This window comes from Megasphaera stantonii (assembly GCF_025567065.1).
Lineage (GTDB): Bacteria > Bacillota > Negativicutes > Veillonellales > Megasphaeraceae > Megasphaera > Megasphaera stantonii.
Window position 1 is genome coordinate 1 of sequence record NZ_JAOQKD010000045.1, and the last position, 2,393, is coordinate 2,393.

At 38.1% G+C, this 2,393-nt stretch carries 2 protein-coding genes and 1 pseudogene; 2 read left to right on the forward strand and 1 reads right to left on the reverse strand.

Annotation, left to right across the window (positions count from 1 at the left end):
* Positions 1-174: 174 nt before the first annotated feature.
* Positions 175-1,284 (forward strand): UDP-galactopyranose mutase, encoded by a 1,110-nt coding sequence (gene glf, locus OCV58_RS12120; protein WP_154878007.1) that lies wholly within the window; start codon positions 175-177, stop codon positions 1,282-1,284.
* 21 nt (positions 1,285-1,305) lie between these two features.
* A complete protein-coding gene (locus OCV58_RS12125; protein ID WP_154878008.1) occupies positions 1,306-2,301 on the forward strand; it encodes an acyltransferase in 996 nt (331 codons plus the stop codon).
* On the opposite strand, the pseudogene OCV58_RS12130 reads toward OCV58_RS12125, so the two are convergent.
* A pseudogene (locus OCV58_RS12130) lies at positions 2,274-2,393 on the reverse strand (IS30 family transposase); the annotation flags it as partial. The gene OCV58_RS12125 and the pseudogene OCV58_RS12130 sit on opposite strands and share 28 nt — an antisense overlap.

A 2,393-nucleotide genomic window follows, 5' to 3' on the forward strand; every position in this document is an offset into this window, starting at 1 on the left:
CGCTGAACCAGCGCCCACGGCGTGTTTTGGGCTACCATACGCCGTCAGAGCTATTTGATGCATTCCTCGATGAAGTTTATGCTAGTGAGTGTGTTTCCTGATTATGGTTGTTCAAATTCAACTTTCAATTTACCTATAGATAGTCTAAAATGATTTTGATAGGAGTGAATTTAGATGTACGAGTATTTAGTAGTAGGAAGCGGCTTATTTGGTAGTGTATTTGCTCATGAAATGCATAAAATGGGGAAATCCTGTCTTGTGTTAGAACGGCGCGATCATATTGGTGGTAATGTGTATTGTGAAGAAACGGAAGGCATTCGAATTCACAAGTACGGGGCTCATATTTTCCATACGTCTGATAAAACGGTTTGGGACTATGTAAATCAGTTCGTAGAATTTAATAATTATGTCAATTCTCCTGTAGCTAATTACAAAGGAGAGTTATATAATTTGCCGTTCAATATGAATACGTTTTCTAAAATGTGGGGCGTCGTGACGCCGGCGCAGGCGGCGGCTAAGATTGCCAAACAGCGCACGGCCATTCAGGGCGAGCCGAAAAATCTGGAAGAACAGGCTATTTCTTTGATTGGCACGGACATTTATACGAAGCTGATCAAGGGGTACACGGAAAAACAGTGGGGACGCAGCTGTACGGAGCTGCCGGCATTCATCATCAAGCGCCTGCCTGTACGCTACACCTTTGACAACAACTATTTCAATGACCGGTATCAGGGCATTCCTATTGGCGGGTATAATCGGCTTATAGAAGGTCTGCTTGACGGTATCGAAGTGCGTACTGGCGTCGACTATAATAAACACAGGGACGAATATTGGAAATTGGCTAAGACTGTTGTGTATACAGGGCCAATTGACGCATACTTTGATTATAAGCTCGGGCAGCTGGAATATCGGGGCCTGCGCTTTGAGACGGAGCGGTTGGAAGAAGAAAATCATCAGGGCGTAGCGGTCATGAATTATACGGATAGGGAAACGCCGTATACGCGCAGCATTGAGCATAAGCATTTTGAATTCGGCACGCAGCCCGTCACGTATGTAACGAAAGAATATCCGGCAGACTGGCATCCCGGCGAAGAGGCCTATTATCCTGTAAATGACAGCAAAAATTCGGAACTGTACAATCAGTACGCGGCCTTGGCGGCTAAAGAAAAACATGTCATCTTTGGCGGACGTTTGGCAGAGTACAAGTATTATGACATGGATGATGTTATTGCCAGCGCATTGCAGGCAGTAAGATGTCATATAAATAAGAAAGGTGGAGACTAAAAGAGGTGAGTTTCAGAGATTATGAGGATTGATAGTTATGATTTGTTGCGGACTCTGGCAACTTTTTCAGTTGTTTTATTGCACTTAAGTGGAATGTGGATTACCGATCAAGCAATGGTAAAAAGTCATGAACTTATTACTCTGGCTTATATATATAATGATTTATCTAGGTATGCAGTTCCTTGTTTTATAATGATATCGGGAGCTCTAGTGTTGAGAAATGATATAAATAGTTTTAGGGAATTCTATAAAAAATCGTTTATAAAACTAGGTATTCCAACACTAATATTTAGCATAATTTATACTATATATAATCTTTTAGCGATATATTTTTTGGTGTATCCTAAGTTAACGGTTAGTACTGTATTTTTTAATTTATTTAAAGGCATTCCTATGTATCACATGTGGTTTATGTACATGTTTTTATGGATTTACGCATTTGCACCATTTGTCAAAATAATTAAAGGGAAAATTTCTCAGGATATTTATATAAAGGTTTCCATAATTTTTTTTGTGGCAGTGATGATTAGTTCAATTGGAGATAATGGGAATCTGTTTGCCTGGGATATCGGTGAGGCGTTTAAATATTTGAGTTATTTTATTATGGGTGACGTTATATATATTAAAATAAATAGACAGAGGAATAATAAAGCATATATGTATATTTCTTTTGGTATATTAATAGAGCTGTATGCAGCCCTTTCTGCTTCATATAAGTTTAATCAATATTTGGGATTTGAACCTAGATTTGAAAACATTTTCTTTCCAGCATATCCGATTGGTCCGTTGACTGTATTGGCTGCAATAGCATCTGTATGTATGTTTATTGGTTTTACGATGTTAAATGTTAGGGAAATGAAATTTATAAGAGTTATATCAGATTATAGTTTTTATATTTATCTTATACATGCGCTAGTTATAGAAGGCATAAAAATTATTTTTTTCAGTAAATATGGGTATGGTGACATTTTAAATAATTTGGCGAATTGTCAAGCTAAGTGCAACTTTTTAGAGTAATGTACTTCGTATGGCGTTTTGTATCCTAAACATTTTCGGGGACGGCGATTTAGTTCTGCAAAAACAGCTTGCACATAGGCTTCTGGAACGAG

Excerpts from the sequence above, each read along its gene's own strand:
- glf (WP_154878007.1), top strand. The coding sequence starts at position 175 with ATGTACGAGTATTTAGTAGTAGGAAGCGGCTTATTTGGTAGTGTATTT.
- OCV58_RS12125 (WP_154878008.1), top strand. The coding sequence starts at position 1,306 with ATGAGGATTGATAGTTATGATTTGTTGCGGACTCTGGCAACTTTTTCA.